21 protein-coding genes are annotated in these 24,700 nt (G+C 44.6%); 8 read left to right on the top strand and 13 right to left on the bottom strand.

All coding sequences use genetic code 11. The annotated features are described in order from the left end of the window. Nucleotides 1-4 precede the first annotated feature (4 nt). The 3 genes from pnpS to BM613_RS15330 all read left to right on the top strand — a co-directional run bounded on the left by pnpS (nt 5) and on the right by BM613_RS15330 (nt 3,271). Complete coding sequence (gene pnpS, locus BM613_RS09385) at nt 5-1,306, top strand: two-component system histidine kinase PnpS (RefSeq protein ID WP_109430924.1); 1,302 nt, start codon at nt 5-7, stop codon at nt 1,304-1,306. Nucleotides 1,307-1,481: 175 nt separating this feature from the next. Continuing rightward, complete coding sequence (locus BM613_RS09380) at nt 1,482-2,321, top strand: DegV family protein (RefSeq protein ID WP_181363016.1); 840 nt, start codon at nt 1,482-1,484, stop codon at nt 2,319-2,321. Between the two features lie 74 nt (nt 2,322-2,395). Further along, nucleotides 2,396-3,271, top strand: coding sequence for a ComFC family protein (locus BM613_RS15330; protein ID WP_219930669.1), 876 nt, complete (start codon nt 2,396-2,398; stop codon nt 3,269-3,271). Between the two features lie 73 nt (nt 3,272-3,344). On the opposite strand, the gene BM613_RS09370 is transcribed toward BM613_RS15330, so the two are convergent. The 12 genes from BM613_RS09370 to BM613_RS09315 form a co-directional block, all read right to left on the bottom strand. Next, on the bottom strand, nt 3,345-6,539 hold the full coding sequence (locus tag BM613_RS09370) for a glycosyltransferase (protein WP_109430922.1): 3,195 nt from the start codon (nt 6,537-6,539) through the stop codon (nt 3,345-3,347). 38 nt (nt 6,540-6,577) lie between these two features. Then, a complete protein-coding gene (locus BM613_RS09365) occupies nt 6,578-8,485 on the bottom strand; it encodes a TPR domain-containing glycosyltransferase (RefSeq protein WP_181363015.1) in 1,908 nt (635 codons plus the stop codon). Nucleotides 8,486-8,571: 86 nt separating this feature from the next. Next, entirely contained in the window at nt 8,572-8,931 is a 360-nt protein-coding gene (locus BM613_RS09360; protein WP_109430920.1) for a flagellar protein FliS, read from the bottom strand. After that, nucleotides 8,928-10,832, bottom strand: coding sequence for a glycosyltransferase family 2 protein (locus BM613_RS09355; RefSeq protein WP_181363014.1), 1,905 nt, complete (start codon nt 10,830-10,832; stop codon nt 8,928-8,930). Before BM613_RS09355 ends, BM613_RS09360 begins: the two co-directional genes overlap by 4 nt. Before the next feature lie 114 nt (nt 10,833-10,946). Beyond that, a complete protein-coding gene (locus BM613_RS09350; protein WP_146192785.1) occupies nt 10,947-11,264 on the bottom strand; it encodes a hypothetical protein in 318 nt (105 codons plus the stop codon). A 67-nt stretch (nt 11,265-11,331) separates the two neighbouring features. Continuing rightward, nucleotides 11,332-12,897, bottom strand: a complete 1,566-nt coding sequence (fliD, locus tag BM613_RS09345; protein ID WP_109430917.1) for a flagellar filament capping protein FliD — start codon at nt 12,895-12,897, stop codon at nt 11,332-11,334. A gap of 102 nt (nt 12,898-12,999) precedes the next feature. Continuing rightward, complete coding sequence (locus BM613_RS09340) at nt 13,000-14,331, bottom strand: flagellin N-terminal helical domain-containing protein (protein ID WP_181363013.1); 1,332 nt, start codon at nt 14,329-14,331, stop codon at nt 13,000-13,002. Between the two features lie 68 nt (nt 14,332-14,399). Next, the gene (flgL, locus tag BM613_RS09335) at nt 14,400-15,704 is read right to left on the bottom strand and encodes a flagellar hook-associated protein FlgL (RefSeq protein ID WP_109430915.1); all 1,305 of its coding nucleotides are present in this window, start codon (nt 15,702-15,704) and stop codon (nt 14,400-14,402) included. A 28-nt stretch (nt 15,705-15,732) separates the two neighbouring features. Further along, the gene (gene flgK, locus BM613_RS09330; protein WP_109430914.1) at nt 15,733-17,325 is read right to left on the bottom strand and encodes a flagellar hook-associated protein FlgK; all 1,593 of its coding nucleotides are present in this window, start codon (nt 17,323-17,325) and stop codon (nt 15,733-15,735) included. An 87-nt stretch (nt 17,326-17,412) separates the two neighbouring features. Next, nucleotides 17,413-17,706: a hypothetical protein gene (locus BM613_RS09325; protein WP_109430913.1), complete on the bottom strand. Its 294-nt coding sequence runs from the start codon at nt 17,704-17,706 to the stop codon at nt 17,413-17,415. 80 nt (nt 17,707-17,786) lie between these two features. Further along, on the bottom strand, nt 17,787-18,023 hold the full coding sequence (locus BM613_RS09320; RefSeq protein ID WP_109430912.1) for a flagellar biosynthesis anti-sigma factor FlgM: 237 nt from the start codon (nt 18,021-18,023) through the stop codon (nt 17,787-17,789). 36 nt (nt 18,024-18,059) lie between these two features. After that, entirely contained in the window at nt 18,060-18,647 is a 588-nt protein-coding gene (locus BM613_RS09315) for an RNA polymerase sigma factor (protein ID WP_245926334.1), read from the bottom strand. A gap of 253 nt (nt 18,648-18,900) precedes the next feature. On the opposite strand from BM613_RS09315, the gene hpf reads away from it, so the two are divergent. The 5 genes from hpf (at nt 18,901) to BM613_RS09290 (ending at nt 24,502) form a co-directional block, all read left to right on the top strand. Further along, the gene (gene hpf / locus BM613_RS09310) at nt 18,901-19,461 is read left to right on the top strand and encodes a ribosome hibernation-promoting factor, HPF/YfiA family (protein WP_109430910.1); all 561 of its coding nucleotides are present in this window, start codon (nt 18,901-18,903) and stop codon (nt 19,459-19,461) included. A 101-nt stretch (nt 19,462-19,562) separates the two neighbouring features. After that, nucleotides 19,563-19,823 carry a hypothetical protein gene (locus tag BM613_RS09305; RefSeq protein WP_109430909.1) on the top strand — a complete coding sequence of 87 codons (261 nt, stop codon included), beginning with the start codon at nt 19,563-19,565 and terminating at the stop codon, nt 19,821-19,823. A gap of 130 nt (nt 19,824-19,953) precedes the next feature. Beyond that, nucleotides 19,954-22,341, top strand: a complete 2,388-nt coding sequence (gene secA, locus BM613_RS09300) for a preprotein translocase subunit SecA (RefSeq protein WP_181363012.1) — start codon at nt 19,954-19,956, stop codon at nt 22,339-22,341. 40 nt (nt 22,342-22,381) lie between these two features. Beyond that, nucleotides 22,382-23,507, top strand: a protein-coding gene (gene prfB, locus BM613_RS09295) for a peptide chain release factor 2 (protein ID WP_181363011.1) whose coding sequence is annotated in 2 segments (ribosomal slippage) — nt 22,382-22,459 and nt 22,461-23,507 — 1,125 coding nt in all. Because the reading frame shifts where the segments join, the coding sequence is not laid out codon by codon here. Between the two features lie 137 nt (nt 23,508-23,644). Beyond that, nucleotides 23,645-24,502 (top strand): methyltransferase domain-containing protein, encoded by an 858-nt coding sequence (locus BM613_RS09290; RefSeq protein ID WP_109430907.1) that lies wholly within the window; start codon nt 23,645-23,647, stop codon nt 24,500-24,502. 12 nt (nt 24,503-24,514) lie between these two features. Here BM613_RS09290 and BM613_RS15325 read toward each other — a convergent pair. Further along, nucleotides 24,515-24,700 (bottom strand): hypothetical protein (locus BM613_RS15325; protein ID WP_219930668.1); only part of this gene is annotated, 186 nt, incomplete at its 5' end.

Below are 24,700 nucleotides of genomic sequence, written 5' to 3'. Positions count from 1 at the left end.
GCACTTGACTTTGGCGAGTCTTGAACCATGGCTGTTCGCTGGGCTGTTTTGTCTCTTGTTGATCGCTTATGGTGCGTATCGCGAGCGACGGGTTAATCAGGTGCAAAAAGCGCTCGTAGATGTACTTGACGCGGCGACAAAGGGTCGTGAATTGCCTGCGCGCGCTGTGGTAGACGGGCGCTTAGGGTTACTTGTGTCACGCGTGTATGATCTGGCTGAACTGTTGCGTGAAGCGCGTGAGGAGACGATGCAAGAACGAAGCAAACTTGAAGGCATCATGGAGCCACTGGTGAGTGGTGTGATTGTGATTGATCGGGCAGGACGCATTGTTCTTGTCAATGCCGCCGTTCAACGCCTACTCAGTTTAAACGAAGACGATATGGTTGGGCGTTGGCACTGGGAAGCAGGACATCACTATGGACTTGCTTCACTTGTTGATGAGGCAATTGCATATGGGGTTGTACAAAAGCGAGAAGTGCAATTGCACAAACCGCAAGAACTGACGCTTGAAGCGCACGTAACACCGATTAAACAGTCAAACGGAGCGATTGCAGGGGCCGTGGTCCTATTACACGACGTGAGTGAATGGCGTCGTCTGGAACGCATGCGCAGTGACTTTGTGGCAAATGTCTCCCATGAGTTGCGTACGCCCATTACCGCTTTGAAGGGGTTTGCGGAGACTTTGCTGGATGGGGCGCTGCAAGATCAGGCCACGGCGCGACAGTTTGTACAAATTATGCAGGATGAGGCGGATCGTATTGGACGCCTTGTCGAAGACTTGTTGGATTTGTCGAGGATTGAGGCAAAACAAATCGATCTGCATTTGGCGCCCGTTGACGCGGCCTGGATTATGCAGCGGGTTGTCGATACATTTTCTGGTCAAGCGGCAGATGCCGGGGTTGAGTTGACGCAAGAGGTGATCGGGCGTACCCCTGTCATCGCATTGGCAGATAGTGATCGGTTGCGGCAAGTGTTGATTAATCTTGTCAATAATGCTCTACAATTTACACCAGCCGGAGGGCGGATTACACTCTCGGCAGAGCGTAAGGGAGACCGCATTGTTTTTGCGGTACAGGATTCTGGTGTTGGGATTCCACCTGCAGATGTACAGCGCGTATTTGAGCGGTTTTATCGCGTAGATAAGACGCGCAGTCGTCAGTCTGGCGGAACAGGACTAGGGCTTGCGATTGTGAAACACCTTGTGGAAGCACATGGCGGGCATGTCGGGGTATTTTCGGAAGTGGGGCAAGGCAGTCGTTTTTTCTTTGATGTAGCAGGTGTAGAGGCAGAGAATGAAGAGGTATAGAATGCGTTTTTTGTAACTGTGCATTTGGCTCATTGACGAAGTGTTCACCTGTGATATGATGGACGAAACTTGGTGCGCGCAGGAAGATGGCACAGAGGAGTGGCTTGCTCTTGGCCAATCGGTCCGGGTGCTGTAAAAGGCCAAGATGGGTCGTTGGGCAAAGGAGTGGATAGAGGTGCGTATTGCGATTGTCACGGATAGCACAGCTGATTTATCACCGCAAGAAGTAGCAGAGTATGGGATTACGGTGGTTCCCTTGCAAATCATCTTTGGGGAGCATGCTTACCGTGACGGCATCGACCTAACGGCTGCCGAATTTTATGCAAAACTTGTAAATCATAAGGTGCTTCCAACGACTTCGCAACCTGCGGTTGGCGATTTTGTTGAAGCGTTTCAAAAGCTACTAGAAAGTCATGATGCGATTGTAGGCATTTTCATCAGTAGTGAGTTAAGTGGCACTGTGCGTGCGGCAGAAACGGCGCGTGAGATCGTTTCGGGGGAGATCGCCATTGTTGACTCAGGGATGACTGCGTATGCGCTTGGCATTCAAGTGATAGAGGCGGCGAAGCGAGCGCAGGTCGGGGCAACAGTTGAGGAGATCGTCTCGCGCTTGCAGGAAGTGAGGGAGCGTACGAGTGCCTATTTCGTATTGGATACGTTTGAATATTTGCGTCGTGGGGGAAGAGTCGGAGGGGCAGCAGCAGCCTTAGGCACACTTTTGCAGATAAAACCGGTATTATTACTTCGTAATAAGCGCATCGAAGTCTATGAGAAGGTTCGAACGCACAAAAAAGCACTGGACTTAATCGTATCGCGTTTTGTGCTAGATGTGCAAGGGAAGCAAACCGTATACGGCGCGGTTGTGCACGGTGCTGCAGTTGAGCAGGCGATAGCGTTACAGCATGAAGTTTTAACCAGAGTTCCTGATGCAAACCTGCGAGTGATCGAACTCGATCCTGTGATTGGCGTTCACGTAGGTCCTGGCGTGCTTGCCTTAATCTATTATGCAGAGTGACAACGGTTTTGATCTTAGGTTGGGAACGGATTGCGTTCGTGTAAGGGATGTCAGAGTGATGAGGCGGATGGCCGTTGCGTAAGAGTTGGAGTCGACTACCACGGGTGTTTGGTGATGCTCTGCTCGATCTACTGTTTCCTGCCCCGGCTACATGCCCACTTTGCGGATACATCTTTAAGCATACTCCGCAGGGGCGTTTTTTTGTACCCAAATTATGCGAACGCTGTGAACAAGGCATTGTTGAACACACCAATGGGGTGTGCCGAACCTGTGGCCGTTCTGGGCAAGGGGGCTTATGTGGTGAATGTGCAAGAACTCCCCACCTGTTTTTAGAGGCGCGTTCCTTTGGACGCTATGCGGGAACACTAGAACTGGCACTTAAAGGGCTTAAGTACCAAGGGGATCGACGTTTCGTTCGCATATTAGGAGAGTGGTTGAGTGAAGCTTATACTCGGCATTTTGGCCATGCACGAGATCACCTGATTGTGCCGATCCCTATGCATCCCGTCAAGCAGACGCGCAGGGGATTCAATCAAGCAGAAGATCTTAGTGCTTATCTTGTGAATAAGTTGCGTTTACCAACCGCCCATGTTTTAGAGAAAATTGTGTTAAGCGAGAGCCAGACTGTGCATTCTCGCGAGGAGAGGATCGCGTCATTGCGTGGCGCATTTGCGCTTTCGCACTCAAATCAGCTGGCATACAATCGCCGTGCGCTTCGCTTGTACAAAGAGTGTGCGACAAAGACGATGGCCACTCGCACGAAAGGCCATCGCACTGGGTTATCTATGCGTCGTTACAGCACGCAGTCGCTTGCCGAGCGCCTAGTTAGAGGTCAATCGATCCTCCTCATTGACGATGTGTTAACGACAGGTGGGACAGCTGATGCCTGTGCCGAAGTTCTCTATCAAGCGGGTGCCGTTAGCGTGAACGTTCTGACTGTCGCTCGTTAAGTGCGAGCGGTGAGTTTTTTCATCAGTTGAGTTGAATGGTTGAGATAAACAGTCTATCTCCAATAGTACATCCTCAGGCATAATAGCTATTGACTAACTCTTGAATTCTATCCACGATTAATCGAGTAACAGAATGTGAGTCAAATCTATTTTTTAAATCTTCTCTTGCATTTATTGCCACATTCTTTGCTGTATTGTAATTTGAATAAACTTCTCTCATTGCCGAGCGCGTAGAAGTTATGCTGGGATTGGCCCAGTAATGCCCTTGGTAAAAATTTATACTCATTTCGGGGCCTATTTCCTCTAAACCCTCAATTTCTATGAGATAACTATTTGATTTGTTCATAAAGGAAGTATTTCCTCCCCAGTTTGTACCGATAACGGGTAATTCCATTGCCATTGCTTCCATAAATGGGCGCCCCCAACCTTCGCCGCGAGTTGGAAGTACAAACGCATCTGAAAGATTGTAGAGTAAGCGAATCTGTTCTTCCGTAAGATTACCGTCAATCATTGCAATATGAGGGGCTGATTCTCGAGTATAACCTAATGATTTTAAGAACTTATTTAGCTCGTTCTCGGGTGATTCATTCATTTGCATTTTTGAGGTCTTAATTAATAATGTGACATCATCGTATTTTGAAAACTCTTCGACATAAGCGCGGATTAAAACATCCCACCCTTTTCTGTATAACCATGTGAAATTAGAGAAAAAGATAAATGACTTGATTCCAGGAAGTAGTGCTTTTTTGTCTAGTGGTAGTTTCGATGGAGTGAAAAAATCAAAATCAAAAGGTTCTGGGATTACTTTAATTCGCTTTTCATCTACCCCACTCTTGGCGAAGGTCTCAACATTAAACGTACTAGGAACCCAAATTTCTGAAAGTTGATTACATTTCCAAACCCAATCTTCTGGGATACGGTCTGTCTCGAACATTGTACGACCTATGGAGATCACGGCATTCGGTGGCACAAAACCATAGGCAGGTACATTTTGGTAATGGATGATGGGTTGTATGATTTTATTAGACTGCAATGCTTTGATATATTGAACGAAATCAGCGTCATATACTTCGGGTTTAGAATCATTCTCTCTAAGATTTAACTGTATTGATAGAGGATATGCTCGTAATGCCTCTAGTAACTTTTGGTTTCCCGTAGCATAACCTGAAGTATTTAACACGGGCGCCTCCCATAATGTGGGTATTGCATATTGAGAAGCGATGATATAGTTCTCCTTTTTTTCACGATTCCTTTCGCTCATTTCTTTAATTTTAAATCCAGCATGGAGAAGTAATTTGTTTAGAAGAGCTTCAGTATACGGTCGAACATTGGATTCTTTATCCCAAAACTCTCCAAACAGTTCAAGTGTACTTACGTTAGAATAAGTAATAATCAACCGAAAATTAGGAGCTGCGAGTTCCTTGATCGCGCTAAAAATTTGGGATGCTAGTTTTACGGGGAGGGTTTCAATAAATTTATCCATAATGATCCCCTGATATTGAAATTGATGAAAAAGTTCTCTTATCAAAGACAAAAATGCCGAAATAGAACCGTTATTTAATTCATCTAAAGCAGAATTTGGTAAATTGAAAACGTGATATTCTACTTCTGATGAAATAACTTTATGATTCGCGGGTAAGCCCTCTCTATTTAAATAAAGAACTCTCTCTCCTTTTTGATAGACACCCAAAAACTGTCTATTTAATTTTTCGATTCGTGAATCAATCCATTGTTGACTATGGTTTGTGTGGACAAGGGTGTGTACTTCAGATGAAATCAATTTTTTTTGATCTGCTAATTTAGAATCTATTTCACGTAATAACAATGAGATTTCTTCGTTATTAGATCGTGTAAGAGCTTCTATGCAGTATTCTTTTGCTTCCTGAAGACGTTGTAACTTAGTCATTGATTTTGCAAGTAAGAGAAGAATCTCTTGATGATATGGTGCAGGGACGAATTGTTTGCGCAAAGTCAGTAGTTCTGTAACTGCACGACCTAGTTGCCCAATTTCAATGAGACAACTCGCATGTGCAATAGCAGATCTTACATCATGAGCATCGATTTCTATTGCTTTCGCAAAGGCTGCTTCTGCAGCGTCCCATTGCTGATTAAAAAAGTGGTGTTGCCCGATGCTATACCATGCTTTGGGCTGAAATCTTGTTGGTATATCTGAGTAATCCGCACTTTCTAGGTGTTTTAGGATGTGATCCGCTGATTGTTCCCATGTAAACTGTGAATGTGCTAACTGCGCCGCATTTCTACCCATTTCATGTAGCGTGTTTTGATATTTAAGAGCGAGACTTAATGTTTCGCTAAGGACTTCGGGCTGTACTTCAATCCACTTTAGATTTGACACAAGGTCTGTTTGTTCTGTACCTGTTTGAATTTTTGATGGTACGAACAATGCGCAATTTTTATTGGTAAATTCAACGGCTGGACCCTGATCTGGGATTATGACAGGAATCCCACAAGACATTGCTTCTAGAATCGGAAGTCCAAACCCTTCGCCGCGATAAGGATGAACTAAGACATCGCAAGTTCTATATAAAGCCGCCATTTGTTGTGGGGATAATTCATCTTTTATGTATATGATCTCAGGTGTATTCGGGGTCATTTGAATTTTTTGGATTGTCTCTTGACTCGTCTGTCCTTGATAAAATGAATGAACGCCATAATCCTTGATAATTAAGCATACATCATCATTTTTTGTGAATCTATTGATGTATGCTTGTAATAGAATATCGATTCCCTTTCTCCAAATTGTTCCACCCACAAACAGGAATTTAAACTTCTTTTCCGTCTTTAATTGGAGGTGTTCTCCACTAGGCGTATATAAATTTGTATCTATTCCTAGAGGGAAGGAAAATATTTTTTCGTCGGGGATTCCCGAATCTGTATACATTTTCTTTGTATATTGACTATTCACCCAAATCTCATCTATTTGATATAAAGCGTGAAATACCCAGGTTTTTGGTATATAACCGAACTCCCATGGTTGGAAAAGAACCCATTTTCCTTGACGAGGCGCGGAGAAATTTGGGGGCCACTGTTGTCGAATGTGGTAATCTACTTTGGATAGATTACGGTAATAGAAAGAAGTTAATTGATTGAAATTCTTCTCTTTAAACATTTCGGGATGATCTGGGCTATCGGGGATAATACCTAATTCGATGGCAGAGTGCATGCCTAATCTTGCACATAGTTCACGATTGACATGGGCCAAACTTCCTGAAGAATACATTGGGCCTTCCCAATAGATCGATGTCATACTGTTCCTCCGTCAAGATGCAAATTTTATCATGAAAACTATCTTGAAGTTCCGTTCCTGAGTTTTTTCATAACTTGGATGGGATCTGTTTTTGTGTATAGTAAGGCGGAAAGATGTTTGAGTAACTCCGAATGTGGAAAGATTTTTTTCCCAGCAAGTAAGGATTTCCGCGCGGCTTGCTGATCTTGCTGTGCCCAATGCAGATTGCACTCCATCACAGTTTGAGTGACAGTCGGTTGAACGGCGCGCGCTTTTTTTAGCCATATCGCGGTTTGGTCGTATTGTTTTTGTTGTAAGGCACGCAAAGCATTCATCTCATACTGCCAGACAGAGTGGCCCTGCCACTCAACTTCAAATAAGAGATGTTTTAAAGGAGAATATTTAAGTAAAAGCCAAGCGCTGTCCACGTCTTGGGCTGTGTGCAAGTGAGCGCGAAGGAAGCGTTCTGCACGCATTGCAATTAGGTCACGGGCAATCGGCAAAAGTGACCATGTAGCCTGTTGATCTGATTGAAACAATTGATGCAAATGGAGCAGGTAATGACCACGTGGACCTGCTTTTTGTAGGGCAATATGTGCCCCCTCTTGATCTCCTTGTTCTAACTTATAGATTCCTAAAAGCAACCATGTGATATCTGCAGGATGTAATTGCGCATAGTTGGAAAGTGGTCCTTCTCCTTCGTTTACAAGAAGTGCCATTGCCGCGCGATGTGTGGTTTCGGTCTCACCACAGGCTTGTACGGCACGTGAAACGACCTCTTTTGCTTGTGCAAATCCGATGATTGCGTATGCCTCAGCATAATTTCCGTAGGTATGTGTATCCCAAATTCGCTTTTCGAAATGCTCGTATAAAAATTGGGGATCATTTGGAGCAAGCATGATGAGCGGGGAGATGGCAGCTTCGAAAGCCGTATTTTCTTGAAACGCTTGTAAAAACCATCTCCGTGCTTGTAAATCGTCCCCCAATAATGCCCAAGCTACTCCAAGATCATAGGCGGCAAAATAAGTTCCAGATCCTTCTATTGATTCGATGAGTCCAGGTTTTACATCTCCCTGTGCGCGGCATTCCATGAGAATATCAATGGCTCGTGCGATTTGATGATGCAGCATTAAAAACGTGGCGTATCGACGCTTTAAATCCGTATACCAAGGAAAGAAGTATATCGCTTCTTGTCCAGTTCGAAGTGCAGCGTCTTTTTTCCCGCGTTCCCATAAAATTGTCATCCAATTGAGTGCGATTCGCGGAGTAAAATTGGGCCATAAGGATGGGGGCGTACTTTTTATGTCGTGCCATGTTTTTTCCGCGAGCCGCTCTGCCTTTACCCAGTCCTTTTGTAGCATATACTCGACAATGAGATTGGAACGTTGAAAGACATTTTGGGGATCGCGGTGAAGCTCCGCTTCGAGCAATGCGGTATTACGCGTTGTTTTGGCGCGTCGCGCTAAGAATTCATCCGTATATCCTAAATGGTGTAAGGTCAGATCATAAGATACAACAGGCTTTCCAGTTTTTAATATGGACTCAGCAATCTGTTCGTGAATGGCGCCTGTATAGAAGTGCCCATTGCGAAAAAGGCGCAGGACACGAATGGGCACTGCACTTGTTAAATGTGTAAGTGATCCAAGATAACTCTTTGAGATGACAAAAATGCCCTCTGCATCCGTTTTGGCTAAGAAATCGCGCAGTCCTACTTTTTCTCTTGCATCAAGATATTCATCTGCGTCAATGACTAAGATAAAGTCTCCCGTTGCATGACGTAATGATTCGTTACGGGCTGCTGCAAAGTCGTGGTTCCATTTATATGTATAAACTTTACATCCAAACTCTTGGGCAATAGCCACTGTTTCGTCGGAAGATCCTGTATCGACAAGGACCACTTCATCCGCGATCCCTTGCAGAGATTCTAGACATTTACGCAAAGTCAACGCTTCATTTTTTGTGATCATACAGGCTGAAAGTAACACAGAAGCACATCCTCACTGAGTCGATACGGATCGACAATCGAGTATTCTCGCTGTCTCGCATAGTTATTTTAATCGCGAACTTGACTCCATGTGCGTGCCCAACTCTCCCAGAATTCTAACATAGAATCATAGCCTTCAGATACCTTATTTGGATCAATGTACCATGAAACTGCCATATCGTAATAGAAAATGTATGTCGCTTCAACATAAGAAGAAACTTCTAAGTCAGGGTTTAAAGAACTGCGTAGAAAGGTAATGATATCTTCAATTTGCGTGATGGCGTCGCGTGCGCGTAAGATCTCGTTGTTCTCGGTGAAATGACGTACTTGTCGAGTTAATAAAGCGCCGCGTTCGTGCAGTTTTGCGAGTTTCACTGGTAAGGGTGCTGTCAGTACAGATTGTTGGCGATACACATCCGCAGGATTCATTGCATACCACTCCCGAGTTTCTGTGTGATTTCAAGTGGATTGAGTTTTGGATGTATTTGATCTGAAGCAATTTTTAGCATTTCAGAATCGGGATACAGTTTTTTTCCATCAAAGATCGTTTTACGAGCCTTTGGCAAGTCATTTTCGGCTAACGCTAAATCACATTCAAGTAGAAATTGTGTTACTGTCTTTTCAAACTGTTGTGCGCGGGTTAACCATTTCGAAGCTTCCCGATAGTTTTTCTGATTGAAGTGATTGAGCGCATTTTGCTCACATTCATGCGCCGTTTTACCTGGCCATGTGATTGTTTCAAGCATACTTTTCAGTGGTGAACATTTAAGAGTAATCCAAAATGTTTCTATGTCCATTGCGCGTGGGAGCCATTTTTGCAATAAAGTTGTTGGGTTCATAGCAATTAGATCGCGGATGACCCCATGTAAACCCCATGTAGAATCAGGTGAATTTTCTAAAGAGGTCATGACCTTTAGCAGGTATTCACCACGCACTTTAGCACGTGAAAGCGCATAGTTTGCTTGTTCTTTATCTCCCAGTTCAAGGTAATGGATGCCGAGCAGTAGCCAATCGATATCATAATTGACAGTTTGTGCTCGTTTGTGAAGGGCTTCGGTACCCTCCAGTCGCAACAAAGACATGTGAGCACGATGCGAAGCTTCTGATTCTCCGTATTTTTTCTCAAGTTGATCAATGAGTCGATCAGCATCTTCATAATTCCAACCGGAGTAAATCTCAACATAGGTTGCAAACGCTGTTGGATCGTATAGACGTGGCTCGATGAATTCTCTTAATAGCTTCGGATCTTTAGGGAGCAGACCTATTATGGGTAATAACGTATTATCTTGTGCTGGGTTTTCAAAAAAAGATTGCAAGAACCACTTGCGTGCGTTCATTTCATCCCCAACATGCGCCCAAGCTACCCCTAAGCTGTATGCTGCTAGATAAGTACCAGCGCCTTCAAGAAATTCAATGAGTCCTAATTGTGTATCCCCTTGTTTTCGACACTCCATCAGGGTTTCAATTGCAGCACGAAATTGACTGTTTAGTATCAACATATCAGCATAACGTTTCTTAAAATCTGTAAACCAGGGGAAAAGTCGAATCCCTTCTTGCATATAGGAGAGAGCTTCCTCGCGTTTGCCAAGTTCCCAGAGTGAAGCAACTAAAATGGATACCATACGGGGTGCAAAGTTGGGCCATTCGGAAGTTGGCATTTTTTTTACGCGATTCCACGTTTTTTCACTTAACGTTGCACACTGCGTATGTTGTCCTGATATGGAGTATTCAGCCATTAAATTCGTGATTTGAAACAGGTCATTGGGATTCTCTTCAATCATTTGTTCGATCAACTGCGTGTTGCGCTTCGTTTTTGCGCGCATCGCAACAAATTCATTTGTATAGCCAAGATGCGTGAGGATCAAATCGTATTTTGCAATGGGACGCTTGGTGCGAAAAACAGAATCTGCAACTTGTTCATGAATCGCTCCAGAGTACAAATGTCCCTTGCGAAATAAACGCATCACACGAATGGCAAAGATATTGCTCGGATGCGCGAGGGGGCCCATCAAACTATTTACTGTAATAAACACCCCTTCTGCATCCGTAGCTTTGAGAAACTGGAAAAACTTCTCCCGATCTAATCTTTCTACAAATTCATCTGCATCGATGACAAGAATCCAATCTCCCTTTGCCTGAGTAATTCCAGCATTGCGGGCGCTTGAAAAATCATTTTGCCATTCGTGTTGTATGATCGTGCAGCCAAAGGATTGCACGATCTCCATTGTTTTGTCGGTAGACCCTGTATCTACGACGATGATTTCATCGGCAATTCCTTGTAAAGATTCTAGACAGCGCCTAATCGTCAGTTCTTCATTTTTTACAATCATACATGCAGATAAAAGCATTTCATTCGCGCCTTTTCAATAGACTGGTTGCTCTCTACATAGAGAGTGTCACTGCAGATCATTCCTACAGATGATGTGTTAAATATCCTTGTATTCCTAGAGATTTAAATGTTCCTGTTTGGCGTAGATTCTTCTTGCATTCGCAGATTGTAATTCTTTGTGCAGTGCCTGTTGTGCATGGTGTATTGCAGTTTGTAACGCTTGCTGCAGAGCAAGCGTTTGCTGTTGTAGTTCATGCAACTCTGCTAGGTCCAGCGAAACAGATGCTTGGTTACCTTGCTGTACTTCAAGAAGTGCTTGAATCGCTTCTGTTCGCTCACGCATCACTACATACGTTTGATAATACTGCTTGTGTTCGATCGCAGTCATCGCTAGGGTTCCTAATTCTATTACTCTTAAAAGTCGGTCTCTCATCTTCATCCCTCGCGAAGTGTAGCATACTCGGAATGATTATGAATGCATGACAAACAAATTCATATGATTATCCACCTGAGGAATTAGAACTAGAACTACTGCTGGAACTTGATGCACCATTTAACATGGCGTTTATTTGCTGCATTTGTGCGCTTGATTGCTGTAATGATGCATTTAAATTATTTAATTGTGAAGTAAAGTTTTGCACATTGTTTGTAATCATTTGATTTACTTGTTTTAAATATTGATTGATCTCTTTTTGTTGTTGTGAAATAGATTGCAACTCACCAGAAATGACTCCTGTCGAGGAACCAGACCCTAAAAATTCATTTAATACTGTATTTAGATTCCCTAATATACCATTTGTGGGGACCTCAGATGAAAGCGAAGAAGTTTGTACGACACCGAAAAGTTGTTGTACCGCTGCAAGATTACTTTGCACTGCATGCGTAAACATTGCTTGTCCTGACTGTAAAGTACCAGAAAATCCAGCGGTTCCAGATGCAGGGTTCGCAGCGAACCCACTTGCTGATTGAAACTCGAGTTGCCCTGTATTTGGATCAACGACAATGCCAAGTTGAGAAAGTGAATGATAGAAATTTGAGGACCCAGTTGCTCCACTCGCGCCGATAAAGGAATTTACTGAATTTGGAAGCTGCGCTAATAATCCAGTGGCTGCTGGATCCGTAAAGAGTGGACCTGTCTGTGCACCAGCGGCCGGATTTGATGCAGAAGCTGGCGTGTAGGCAGTATCTGTGTGTAGAGTTGAAATCACCGAATTATAAGCATTCATCCAATTCTGCACGGCTGATAGGGCTGCAGAAGAATCTTGAGCTAAAAGAATGGTTCCTGATGCTCCAGCTTGATTGACATTGATCGTGACGTTTGGAATGGCATTCGCAAATGTATCACTGGATGACGTGAGCGTCATTGAACCATCCAGGGTGATTGAAGCATCTGTTGCCGTTGCTGTCTGTGTGACTTTTAGTTGTGAGGAAATCACATTGCCACTGACATCCGTAAGGCTAAAGGTATTTGTCGCACCGGGGTTGACATCTTGAAATGTCAATTGATATCCATTATTACTTTGGATGATGGAAGCGACCACTCCCGTTGCTGCACTATCTTGATTGACTGCCGCCGCAATATCACTTAAACTCTCCCCGCTAGTGACGGTGATCGTCGCAGTTCCCGTCAACTGAGAAGTGGAAGAGGGGGTGATGGCAAAAGTTCCTGCGGTCAATGTGGAGCTGCCTGTAGACGTCGCCAAACTGACAGATGCCGTATTCCACTGGGCAGTGGCCAGATTGTTTACTTGAATCGTGTAAGAAGAAGGTTCCGCGCCAGCTTGTGCTGTGGCAGTAAAACCAGACCCTGTCGTCGTTAAATGAACAGCATTCCAACTGAGTGAACTAGCTAATGTTTGTGTAGCAGACTGAAGTTGCTGCAATGCAGGTTGTAAACTGTTTAATGCATTTTGCGTCGTAGAGAGTGTGGAAAGTTCGGAATTTGGGATCGTCTCAAATTGTGCTGTTAAAACTTGTTGCATTTCGGACGCGTATTGTTGAACAGGAAGACCAGTGCCACCCAAGTTAGGGATTGAATTGAGTTGTTGCAACAGGTTTATGGACATGCCGTCTCCTCCTGTAATGATGGGAATACCGCGCGCTATACATCGCGCGCGGCTCGTTGATGAAAAGGGAAATCAACCCTTTAGATCATGAAATACAGGAAACTATTGAAGTAACTTTAAGATGGAAGCCGGTTGTTGATCTGCTTGTGCCAACATACTTTGACCGACCTGATCCAAAATTTGGTTTTGCGAAAACTGCGTGTACTCAGCCGCCATATTGGTATTCGTAATCGTCGACTTTGCGTTTTGCAGATTTTCGGATGAATTTTGCAGATTTGATACGGTGTAATTCAAACGATCTTGTACAGCGCCAAGTTGAGCTTGTTCGCTGGAAAGCTCGTTAATCGCATTGTGTAGTGTGGTAATCGCCTGTTGTGCACTTGCTTGATTCATGATGTTTAACCCAAAGACATTCGCAGATGCTGTCCAATTATTGTATTGATTTCCGGCAACCGGCGCTGATGTGCCTGATGTTGGTGCAGCAAATGAGATAATGCCAGTATACGTACCAGTTCCTGTTGAACTCACCGTACCCGTGGTAGGTTGAGTAGACAGATTTACGGAGAGCTCTGCTCCAGTGGAAGGATCGCCGAGCGTAACTGTACCTGATGAACCTGGAGTTATTGTGAAAGCGGCTCCAATATCATTTCCACTTAAGGTTTGTAATTGTAGAGTTTCGGATGTAACTGTTGCCAGTGTGCTTGTCCCACTGAGATTGGCAGTTACGACGATTTGGAACTGTTGGCCGGCTTGGAATAATGTATTTGCCCCAAAATAAACCGCATTTGACCCTGTAAGTAGAGTAGTGGGTGAAGAGACGGATGATAACGCAGCACCATTCGTAGAGGAGGATCCAGCATTTGCCAAAGAAGCTTGGGCTACGGATCCACCAGCAGCGGAAGTTCCAGCAACGCCTAAACTTACAACATCTGTTGCAGCGATGTTAAAAGAGAGCGTTTGACTTTGATCGGCACCTGCTTGCACGGTTAAATTTTGCGTCCCGGATGCACCGCTTGCCGCAAATTGTCCTGACAGCAGATTGATGCCATTATATTGCGTTTGATTGGTGGTGCTGTTAATTTGTTGAGCTAAAGAGTTCATTTCTAACTGTAGGTTCGCTCGGTCGGAGAAAGACATCCCTGCGGTAGATGCTTCAGTTGCCAAACTGGACATTGTCTGCATAATTGTTTCAATTTGGTTCATTGCACCTGTAGCAGTTTGAATCATGCTAATTCCATTTTGTGCATTTTGTGTGGCTTGGTTCAAACCGTTGACTTGAGAAGTCATTTGTTGGGCAATAGAGTAACCTGCAGGATTATCAGCTGCAGAATTAATGCTGTTGCCTGTCGACAACGCAGAATATTCACTGTTAATGTTATTTTGTACATTGTCTAGGTTTTGAAGAATAGATTGTGCTTGCGCGTTGTTATTCACGCTAAAAAAACTTGACATAGTATGTTCATTCCCTTCTTATAGTTAAGTACGATGATGTCTAAGGACGATTAACCATTTGGCAGAAAATTGACGAGGGAAGGCAGTAAAATTTCAGATCCCATCTTTAATGCGGCAGTAAAGACAGTTTGATCGGTATTAAACTGACTGATGACCTTCGCCATATTTGCGCCTTCTATCACCCCCTTTTCAGAAGTAAGCGTCGTTTGATAGTTACTCATTTGGTTTTTCAAGGCATTTAAGCGTTGAATACGAGCTCCTAAATCCGCGTTGATATTTGTGATGTTTGTGATGTTTTCTTGAAGGGCGGCAAGATCTGATTGAAGATTGGATGAGTTCCCTGTCTGCAAGTCAACAGCAATATTTTGCAATGTTGTTTGCAGTGAGGGAGAAGATCCATCCGGAGAAGTTCGCATGATTTGTTGCGCTGTCACATTGACTGGAATTTCGACACCTGGTGCTACTTCATAAGAGATCGTTCCAGATGCAGAACTCGCCACACTATAGGGATTCGTTAAGTGAGTACTCGGAATGAGAAGATCAGACTGTGTTGTTCCAGCAGCTACAGCATATGAATTTGATAAAGTCAGTGCATAAGTTGAAGGGGAGCCACTCGGCGATGCGGGTCCGATTAAGGTGACACTAGAACCGGCAACAGGCGTGCTGGCCACTTGTGTTGAGGCAATTACTGTCTGATTAATTGGATTTGACAAAGTGAAAGTTGTAGTTCCAGAAGTAGACACGGCAACTTGCAATTCATAGGGTTGATTTGTACTCAGCGTAGTATTGGAACCTGTAATTGAGGCAACCATAGGATTCCCAGGAGTTTCCGGTAGATCATAATAGCCTGTGGTTGACGTCGTCGTACCGTTCACTACAGCCATATCTGTCGGACTATAAGGAACTTGTGTAACAGAGGCAACTTGTGTATCGATTTGCACACCGCCAAACAAGTAACGATTACCTTGTTTTGCATCTAGTGTTTGACCAATGTTTGCAGCAAGTTCTTGCGCTGTTTGTGAAAGTGCAGCTAGTGTTGCCGGGCTTTTACTTGTCGTATTGATCCCTTCAAGAACGGTACCTTGCAAACTTTGCAAAGTAGAGAGAATCTGTTGAACTGCTGAACTGGTATCATTCATCCAACTGAGACCTGAGTTAATGGTTGATTGATAAGCGGCTGTTTGACTGAGTGTTGCACGAACTGACATGTCCTGAGAAACGGCAAGTGGATTGTCAGAAGGACGAGTCAAAGTTTTGCCGGTAGACAACTCGTTTTCAAGTGTTTGCATTGTTTGCTGTTCGTTTGTAATGTTGTAAATAAACTGGTTTGTCATCATGTTTTGAGTAATACGCATAAACAGGACCTCACCTAATTGAAAGTTGTTATGGAATCATATTGATTAAAGATTGAAGCATCTGATCGTAAACACTGATAAACTTTGCCGCAGCATCATAGCTATTTTGATATTCAACCATCTTCGCGGCTTGATCATTTGTGTCTACCCCAGAAATGGACTGCCTGAGGTTTGATGACTGTTGTGCAAGCGCATTTGCTGTGGCTTCACTGGATTTTACTGCGGATGTTTCAACGCCTAGATTCGATACGAGACTCGCCATATACTGATCTGCAGTGGATGCTTGACTATAGGATGAACTTTGATAGCTAGGATTTGATGAGATTGTATAACCCGAATAGGAGGTATAAGTGGCAGTTATTGGGTTTGTTTGCAGGTTGATCATCTGCATTGCGTTTGCATTGTTCCCTGGTTGGTTAGGAGCGTTAGATGCAGCAATAAAATTCGTGCCGCTCGTTTGAAGAAAGAGCGGATTTATAGATAAGACTAAATTACCAGATGCTGTTGTTGCTGAGGTGAATAGATCCCCGTAATTATATGTATTACCACCCGCAGTTGCAGTAATTTGTGCGGTTGTTGAAGAGCCACTGAGTGGGTAGCCTTGGCCTTGTACTGTATTCACTTGACTTGCAAATGACGAGAGGAAGCTATCGAGGTTTGCAAGCAACTGATCTGTATAATTTAATCCTTGTGCATTACCAGCAATGCTTCCAGATGTAATCTCCGAAAGTGTTACGCCGAGTGGTGAAGTGGCGTTTGCAGTCGAAGTGACTAAACTCGTTGCCGACGGCAAAAGGGTAGCTGTTGCAAGTGGCGTATATGTCCATGAGCCATTCACAAGTGTCACAAGTGTAGGACCTGCTCCAATGCTGACGGCAAAAGCGTCACCCGTGACTTGCGCGTAAGAAATGTTGGCGAGTTTTGACATTTGGTCAAGGATGTATCCGCGCTGATCAAGCAACTGGTTCGGACTTTCAGATTGGGTATTTTGGCCCGCCTGTGTCTGTCCGGGGTTCATTGCGTTAATTTGCACGATCTGGTTATTTAATTGGGCGACTTCACTCGCATACTGATTTAATTCCTGAACCTGATTTTGAATTTGCCCAACCAAGTTGGATTGAAGACTCTCTAGTTGCGTTGTGATGGTCTGAAAAGTTTGACCCAGTGTTTGCGCCTCGGCAATTACAGATTCTCTAGCGGCCGTATTTGAAGGATCTGTAGATAGAGTTTGCCATGCAGAAAAAAACTGATCCACAGCGTTTTGCATACTGTTCGAACTAGGTTCATTCAAAATAGACTCAATCTGACTTAAATTGGTATGGTATGTTTGATACATCGAATAGTTGGATTGATTCGTGCGATCTTGTTCGTTGACAAAAGCGTTTGTTTCACGTGTGACTTCACTGACATAGGTACCCTGACCAAGTTGACCTCCCATGATGGGCTGATCTTGGGCCGGAATCGGAGGATATGCTGTCGTCTCTTGTAATTGCGGAGCCTCTTGCACATACCCAGGCGTATTGGCGTTTGAAATATTGTTTGCAACTACATCTTCCGCCTGTTGCATGGTATCGAGTGCACTGACGCCGATATTAAGTCCAAAAAAAGTAGAGAGAGACATGAGAATTCCTCCTGAACGATGCTCTGTAAACGTCAATTACTTGTCCTAAAGTCAGGTAAATCTTAAAGGGTCACACGAAGTCCTTGATTAACCGAGAGTTTGAAACATCGCCCCTTCATTTAGGCGCTGCAAAAAGAATTCGGTCACTTGTTGTGCTTGAGCGATGAGTGTTTGCTGTGTACAAACGCGTTGATGTAAGTGATTGAGTCGCTCACGATCGAGGGATTCAGTCTGCAATGACTGTAATTCTCGCAGATAACGACATTGGTCTATGACCAGAGATTCGAGTTTTTGCGGTTGATGTGAAACCAAGTTTTCAATCACTTCATCTGTTATTTTTTCTAAAATTGCCATCAACTCTAGTGCGCGTTGCGCTGTCATAGCCCTCACCTAATCGGTTGACAAATTTTATCTCTGTAGAGCTGTCTGTGATTGAATCACTTTGTGGTGCAGGGCACGTATTAACCGAGAAACCCACCATCAATCAGCGTTTTTGCGAGTTCTTCAGCATCTACGAGGTATGCACCTTGCGCAATTTGCTGACGAATGTGCTCTAACTTTTGTGCGCGCGTTTGTTGTCTGTCTGCGTGGTCAACGAATGCACGTGAAGATGAGTTTGTCGTATTTTGTGCTTGATCAGCAGTAGATTTCGTTGTAGGTGTGATTTTTTGTGTTGGATCGATTGGAGTCGGATTCATCTTCGTAACCTCCTCATTTATATGTACAGTCGAATTTTACGTTTTTTTGCGCGATGTTCGATTTTCTTCGACATTTTTTTTAATGAGTTCGATCGTACGCTGATAAGCTCTTGAAACGGTTGAGACGGACAAGTCGAGCGCATACGCAATTTCCGTGAAACTGTATCCTTGCTCAGCATATAAAGAAAGAATGATCTGATCTCTTTGCGACAATTGACGAATACTGGAGATGACATCAAGCCATAGATCGTGATCAGCAACCTCTTCGCCTGCCCGAATATTGATCGCATGTTCTAAAGAGACGCTGTAGGGAGTTTCGTAAGCTTTTATTTTTGCTTGATAGGTTCTAGTCACTTTTACGGGGGATGAATCTCGCAAGACGTCGCGCATCGCATACTTTACTTGTTGTCGAAAAGCGATCATGACCCAATCTTTCGAGGGTTCATCGCCTTTTACTCCATCGGCAAGTTCTGGGTGGCGCAAGCAATATTTCCACCAGCGAGTGCGTGCGGCGGAAATGAGATCGTCGACATCAACGGACCCGCTCTTGCGCCACTGAATCAGACGATGTGCCAACCGTTTTATGTATAACATTTGTTCGGGGGTTAAATCGCTAAAGGACACATCTTCCAAAACGTTGTCACTCCTTGTGGGATTCGAGAGAGGCGACAGATTGATGACGGGGAGTGTGTAACTCTTCGCTCACCGCTCAGAATCTAGAATATCGCTATGTTACCTGTTATAGCATAGGATGTACCAAGAATCATGAAAACTTGGTAGCTAGATGATAACGATAGAGCGGAACGTCTCGGTGCGCTTTGCAATTGGCCGTTCGGGTGTTATAATTCCTTTAACTTCCGAGGGGAGGAATATAGAGATGAAGATTCACGTTCGTGGAGATAATCATCTTGATGTGACACCTGCCTTAAAAGACTACTTAGAGAAAAAGTTGTCGCGCATTGATCGCTATTTTGATGCGCCTGCCTCACAGGAAGTGACTGTGACGATGTCTGTGACAAGGGGAATCCATGCAGTAGAGGCGATGATTCCACTCGGTCATGTCATGTTACGGGCAGAGGAACGGTCGGGGGATATGTATGCTTCGATTGACATGGTCATGGACAAGCTCGAAAAGCAATTAGATAAGTATAAACATAAGATTGGACAAAAGATTGGGCATCGATTAAAGGTGGAAGGCGGGCGTGCAAAAGTTCAACCCGTTCTCACTTCAAGTGTGGCTCCTATGGAAGCGGACGAGGATTTTCCGCTCGTGCGTGTGAAACAGTTTGATATGAAGCCTATGCATGTTTCTGAGGCTATTTTGCAGATGGATTTACTTGGACATGATTTCTTTGTGTTTGCGAATGCGGAGACGGATCAAACGAGCGTTGTCTATCGGCGGCGCGATGGACAATATGGACTGATTCAACCTCAGTGATCCAAGATGTAAACATTGACCTCATAAGGCAACCTGGACGGGCGCTAAGAATACGCTTATTGTAGCGACTCATAGCAATCGCGGGTGCGGAGGTGGGGACAATGGCCATACTCTTATGGGTTTTGCAGATGATCGTTGCTCTTGTGGTGTGGAAGGTCGTTCACCTGCTGTTTTGGAATCTCCGTAGAGGCTTTGGCATTGCTTCGTTGTTGTTTTCGATGTTTGTGACGCTTGTGATCGCGTTGTTGATTGTCTTGTTGGCGCACGTGGGTTATGGAAGTTGGTTTTTTGTAATCGGCGTCAGCGTAATTTTGGGTGTTGCAAATGGAGAATACGAGTACAATCGCGGACTTACGCGTTAATGAGAGGATCGTTTTTATACAAAGGGCGACGTTGTCGCTCTTTTGTTGTGTCAGGGAGTAGAAAAAGGTAAAATGATTTTTAATGAAGCTCGCGGCAGATCTTTGGTGTGAGTGAGGGGAGTGTACCCTGTTGATAGGGCTGATTAAAAAGATGATCGGAGGCGGGAATGAGCGCGAAGTCAAGCGCTTATACCGCATCGTGGAAAGAATTCGAGAGCTTGAACCTAAAATGGAAGCTATGTCGGACGATGAATTGCGAGGGCAGACTGCCTTATTTAAAGAAAGGTATCAAAACGGTGAGTCGCTCGATCACATGTTACCTGAAGCGTATGCTGTAACGCGTGAGGCTGCAAAGCGCGTAATTGGCATGCGCCATTTTGACGTGCAGATGCTAGGCGGGATCGTTTTACATCATGGGCGGGTTGCTGAAATGCGCACAGGTGAAGGCAAGACGCTTGTTGCTACACTTCCGGCCTATCTGAATGCGATCGCAGGGCAAGGAGTACACGTGATTACAGCCAATGACTACTTAGCTCGCCGCGATAGTGAATGGATGGGGCAAGTTCATCGTTTTCTCGGTTTGACCGTAGGATTGAATGTACATGGGCTTTCACATTATGAAAAACAAGAAGCTTATCGTGCAGATATCACGTATGGAACAAACAACGAGTTTGGTTTTGATTATTTACGTGACAATATGGTCATGCAGGTTGAGGAAATGGTACAACGGCCGCTATTTTACGCGATTGTTGACGAGGTTGACAGCATTTTGATCGATGAGGCGCGTACGCCGTTGATTATTTCTGGGCCGGCAGAAAAATCTACGGACTTGTATTTTAAGGCGGATTTGTTTGTGCGTTCTTTGAATTCTGAGGATTATCATACAGATGAAAAGGCGCGTACTGCAAATCTCACGGAGTCTGGCGTGCATAAGGCAGAACGTTATTTTAACATTGATAATTTATTTGATCCTCAATTTGTGGTCATTAATCACCATATCATGCAGGCGTTAAAAGCGCACACGTTGATGAAACGAGATAAGGACTATGTATTACAAGGGGAAGAAGTTGTCATCGTCGATGAATTTACAGGTCGCATGATGCAGGGACGTCGATATAGTGATGGATTGCATCAGGCGATAGAGGCGAAAGAGGGCGTCAAAGTACAAAATGAATCAAAGACGCTTGCGACCATTACGCTGCAAAACTATTTTCGGATGTATAAAAAACTTTCCGGAATGACGGGTACAGCAAAAACGGAAGAGCAGGAATTTATCGATATTTATGGAATGGATGTAGTGACCATTCCGCCGAATCGTCCGAACCAGAGGAAAGATTTATCAGATGTTGTCTACAAGACAGTAAAAGGTAAATTTTCGCAAGTGGTCAATGAAATCGAGGCTCGACATAAGAAGGGGCAACCGGTGCTTGTCGGGACAACATCTGTAGAAAAATCGGAGATTCTCTCTGCTATGTTAAAGCGCAAAGGGATCAAGCACCAAGTTCTGAATGCGAAATACCATGAACGGGAGGCAGAGATTGTTTCACACGCAGGGGAACTTGGGATGGTGACCATAGCTACGAACATGGCTGGTCGTGGTACCGATATCATCCTCGGGGAAGGGGTTCAGGAACTGGGTGGACTGCACATTATCGGCACAGAGCGACACGAGAGTCGGCGGATTGACAATCAGTTGCGCGGACGGGCTGGGCGTCAAGGTGATCCTGGGTCCTCACAATTCTATTTGTCGCTTGAAGATGACCTGATGCGTATGTTTGGGTCTGAGAATATTATGGGGCTGATGGATAAGTTGGGTATCGAAGAAGATCAGCCGATTGAAAATAAAATGGTCACAAAAGCGATTGAGCGTGCACAGCGCAAAGTCGAGGCCAATAACTATGATATTCGCAAACATGTGTTAAAGTATGATGATGTGATGAATAAACAGAGGGAAGTGATTTACCGGCAGCGGTTGCAAATTATCCAGCAGGATCATCTGCGCGAGATTGTTGCGGGGATGGTTCGGGATTTGATTGATTTTATGCTGGATACGTATTGTCTTTTGGATCAAATTCCAGAGGATTGGGACATTCCGGGTTTGATTGATTATGGAGAGAATCATTTTCTAACTCCTGGGCGTTTGAAGGAGGAAGAACTACGCCGTTTGGATCGAGATGAATTGCGTCAATTCTTATATGAACAAGTTGAAGTTGAGTATCAGGCACGTGAGGCTGAGATGGGCGAAGTGATTCGCGATCTTGAGCGTATGGTGCTTCTGCGGACCGTGGATAGCAAATGGATGGATCACATTGACGCGATGGAAATGTTGCGTCAAGGAATTCATTTGCGTGGTTATGGACAAATTGATCCACTTACGGCCTATCAACAAGAAGGATATGAGATGTTTGAGAGTATGGTGCACAGCATTCGTGAAGAAGTGACAATGTACGTCTTTAAGGCGCAGTTATCCTATGAGGCTCCGCCAGAGACGCCGCAACCGCTATTCACTTCCTCGTGATTTTTCTGGATCGATGACTTGATGTGACTTGGAGGATGTTATGGCAGAGACATTTGGAGAATTGAAACAGGGAATTCAGACTATGGCCCAGCGTTTGGCGGATATTGGGAGGTCTCTTTGACATCGAGTCAAAGCGCGAACGGTTGGAATTGCTTGAAGATAAGATGATGGAAGCGACCTTCTGGGATTATCCTAACCTCGCGCGAAAGGTGCTCGGGGAAGCAGGGGGCCTTAAATCGATTCTTGGGGCCTATGATCGGTTGTGGGAATCGGTCGAAGATCTGCGAGTGATTGTGGATCTAGCGCAAGATGAAAACGATCAAGAGTTGTTTCGCGAAGCGGACAAACAAAGCTTTGATTTATTGGATGATATTGAGACCTTTGAACTTGAATTGTTGCTAAATGGCCCTTATGATCGCAACAATGCAATTGTGGAACTGCATCCCGGAGCAGGCGGGACGGAATCTCAAGATTGGGCACAGATTTTATTGAGGATGTATACACGTTGGGCGGATCATCGCGGTTGGAAAGTGCAAACGCTTGATTATCTCCCAGGGGATGAAGCGGGCCTAAAAAGCGTGACGTTACTATTTAGCGGGCATAATGCGTACGGATATCTGAAAGCGGAAAAAGGGGTTCACCGTCTCGTGCGCATCTCTCCTTTTGATAGTTCAGGACGACGCCATACGTCCTTTGCTTCAGTTGATGTAATACCGGAACTTGATGATACCGTAGAGATTGACATTCGTCCTGATGAAATCAAGATTGATACGTATCGTTCTACGGGTGCTGGAGGGCAGCACGTGAATACGACAGATTCAGCTGTTCGGATTACGCATCTTCCGACAAACATTGTGGTCACTTGTCAGAGTGAACGTTCACAGATTCAAAATCGGGCGATGGCCATGAAGTTGCTTGCAGCTCGCCTGTCTGAAAAGAAGCGTGAAGAGCAGGAGGAGGCGCTTGCTGCGCTGCGCGGGGAACAAAAAGATATTGGATGGGGAAGCCAAATTCGCTCCTATGTATTTCATCCCTACTCTCTGGTCAAAGATCACCGCACCAATTATGAAGTAGGGAATGCTCAAGCGGTGATTGACGGTGATCTGGATGAGTTTGTGAATGAGTATCTGAGGTGGCAATTAAGGCGTCGCATGTCGACCGATTGATCACACAAGTGTCAAGGGGACGAGGTGTCAATCTCGCGTTCCTGTTCTGTAGTAAAATTTCTGCGCCGTGTGCTGGATATTGCTGCAGCGGCGCAGTTTCTATGTGTATCGCGTTTGTCGGGAGATGAGGGTTCGATTTGACGATTGAGAGATTTCAGATGGTAGATCAGGCGTACACACAGTATATTGAACAACATCCGGAGCTAGAGGATCTTTGGTTGCTTGAACAGACCGTGCATACTGCGCGAGAGCGGCGTGGATTGTATGCATTTTTGCCTTTGCGTGAAGGAGCGCGTGTTCTGGATGTGGGGACGGGATTTGGAGCTTTGGCGACAGAATTAGCGTTCTTTGCGCCTGTTATGGTGACAGCTGTAGATGTAGATGAAAAAAAGCTGGAAATCGCCAACGTACTTGTTCGAAATATTGTGGAACAAGGAAAGGTCGATTGGCATCTTCCGAACTTTACGGTCGGTGATGTGTACGAATTGCCGTTTGCAGAGCAGTCGTTTGATCTTGTGATTTCACGATTTCTTTTTCAACATTTAGAAAATCCGGTTATTGGAATGCAAGAGCTGTTTCGCGTATTGCGCAGCGGCGGGGTGGCGTGTGTTATTGATGTAGATGAAGGGTTGTCGTTAAGTTATCCTGAATCAAATGGTTATCAAGTGTTACACAAGGCGTTTATGGGACTGCAGGAGCGCGCAGGTGGTGATCGGAAGATTGGGCGAAAGCTTGCGCACTATCTGCAAAATGCGGGCTTTGTCGGCGTTCAAAGTGTTGCACAGGTGCAATCCGGGTATTCTAAAAGTACAATTGGGGACGAGGCAGTACAATTTGTCTTACGTCGTCTGCGGCAGGTGCGTGACCGTGTATTGGCAGCTGGGTTACTTACGGCTGCAGAATTTGATGCGTATTATGATCAATACCAGATGGACGCTCAACAATGGCATTTTGAAACGAATGGGCAGGTGACAGCGTTTGCTGTTAAACCGTAAACGGTACTTTGCTCAATCTGCGTAAAGGAGGATTTGGGCTCCGCCGGGCACAAAAAGAGATTGTGCTCGGCCTGTAAAAAGTCGAAAAAGTAAGATCAACAAAACTAGTTGACTCGTAAAAGGGGCATATGCTATATTACTCGATGTCGCCGCGAGCGGCGGCGCAAGAAGGTAGCGAGTTGATCCTTGAAAACTAAA

Source organism: Sulfoacidibacillus thermotolerans (assembly GCF_003144315.1).
GTDB classification, from domain to species: Bacteria; Bacillota; Bacilli; order Alicyclobacillales; family SLC66; genus Sulfoacidibacillus; species Sulfoacidibacillus thermotolerans.
The sequence above is the reverse complement of the archived record's forward strand: the minus strand, read 5'-3'. Positions and strand labels throughout refer to the sequence as shown.